The 1,693-nt window shown below is 36.3% G+C and carries 2 protein-coding genes; both read left to right on the top strand.

What is annotated here, in order from left to right:
* A partial coding sequence (locus tag BTO22_RS20430) for an IS3 family transposase (RefSeq protein WP_146107557.1) occupies positions 1–141 on the top strand: 141 nt, incomplete at its 5' end.
* Positions 142–578: 437 nt separating this feature from the next.
* Positions 579–875 (top strand): hypothetical protein, encoded by a 297-nt coding sequence (locus tag BTO22_RS13810; RefSeq protein WP_061037519.1) that lies wholly within the window; start codon positions 579–581, stop codon positions 873–875.
* The last annotated feature ends 818 nt before the right edge of the window (positions 876–1,693 follow it).

Genomic DNA, 1,693 nt, shown 5'->3' with positions numbered 1-1,693 from the left:
AAAACTAAAAAAGAAGCTAAGCTAAGTATTTTAGATTACTTGGCGTATTACAATGGATTGCGCCCACATACCGCTAATGGTTATTTGTCACCACTCCAATATGAGAAAGAAACACGAGATTTGGTGTCCGGTTTTTGTTGACCATTACAAACTGTTCGTGGTACATAATTAAAGAGCTAACAACTAAACCATCGACAATCAAAACATACCACTCACCTAAGGCATATTTCTTACTATTTCGACATCCATTAAGGTAGGTTTCGACATCATTTAGATCATCACCCTAAACGTCATATCCCATTAGATAAATGCTATCCATTTCAGACTTCATTGCTTTCCGTATCAACATTTGAGCACCTTATTTCTAAAAAACACATAACGCTGGCATAACACGTTTGCTACTATACAGACCTAGCTGAATTTTAACGCCTTAATCACTGAAATTAAAGGCAAACTGACAACGCCGAGTGTAGCAAATCGTGTTGATGCGATTGTTATGTTGCATAGTTAAAATGTAAGTATCTACGAAATTGGAAACTGTTATAATCGCGTCACAACATTTTAATTAAAGAGTTCTTATGCGAGATTTCATAAACGGTATCTTTTGGTTAACTAGTATTGCTTATGGAGCAACCATCCTTTCGGTGCCATATGTCGGTGTCTATTTAACCTATGTAGCAGTTCCTATTATTGTTATTTCAGGTTTGATTTTATGGCTAACTCGAAACAGTAAAGTCGATGTGAATGCATTACGATCTCAAATAAACCATCTGGAGCAAACATTGGATACCGTTATAGAACAGTCTCACATTTTATTTCAAGAAAATAAAAAACTACGTGAAGAAATGGAAGAACTCAAGAAAACAGCTCTCTAAACAGCTACCCACGGCAACATAACGCTGGCATAACACGTTTATTACTATGCAAACCAACCTGAATTTAGCCGCCTTAATCACAAAAATAAAGACAAACCCAGAACGCCGAATGTAATAAATCGTGTTGATGCGATTGTTGTGCGTGCTTACTTTCGGCTTGGCAAAATTGGTAAAGAACTGCCCTGCCAAGATTTTCTAAGTCCTGATCCTAATTTACCGATAGTAATTAAGCGAACAAAATGTTCTTAAATTGCGAGATAAAGTAAATGGAAAACAGATACATTTCTTACATCATTTGAACGGTTTGGTTTCAACAAGTTTGGAGCTGATAAACCAAATATCCTTGCCACAATTGGGATTGAAAATACTTCGAGGAAAACACTGATGCAGAATAAAATGAGGCATAACCAAAGAACAATTGAAGCATAAATTAGCCTCTGAAACGCCTGAACTTGGGGAAATAAGGGCTAATTTGCCGAACCTGATGATACGAAAGCCGCGATCCTTTTGATGAACCGTGCAAAAAATTTCGGACTCAGTACGCACAACGCCTGCATAACACGTTTACTACTATGTAATTATACCTAATATTGACGCCTTAAAACGAGAAACACCCGACAACCTGAGATGCCGAGTGTAGTAAATCGTGTTGATGCATTTGTTATAACTACGCTTTTGATGATGCTGATTCTATATGGTTTACAGCTGCACCTAATACAAAATGACAAAAAGTAGCCATTATAAATAATGTAAATTGAGTTTTACCTAAACCATCACTTGGTATTACCAACATTAAAATATTAATAACCACATTAACG

Origin of the sequence: Aliivibrio sifiae, from assembly GCF_002954705.1 — a bacterium.
In the GTDB taxonomy this organism is placed as follows: domain Bacteria; phylum Pseudomonadota; class Gammaproteobacteria; order Enterobacterales; family Vibrionaceae; genus Aliivibrio; species Aliivibrio sifiae_A.
Note: the sequence above shows the minus strand (reverse complement) of the source record. Positions and strands in the feature narration are given on the sequence as shown.

Bases quoted from the DNA above. Each gene is read 5' to 3' on its own strand.
- BTO22_RS13810 (WP_061037519.1), top strand. From the start codon at position 579: ATGCGAGATTTCATAAACGGTATCTTTTGGTTAACTAGTATTGCTTAT.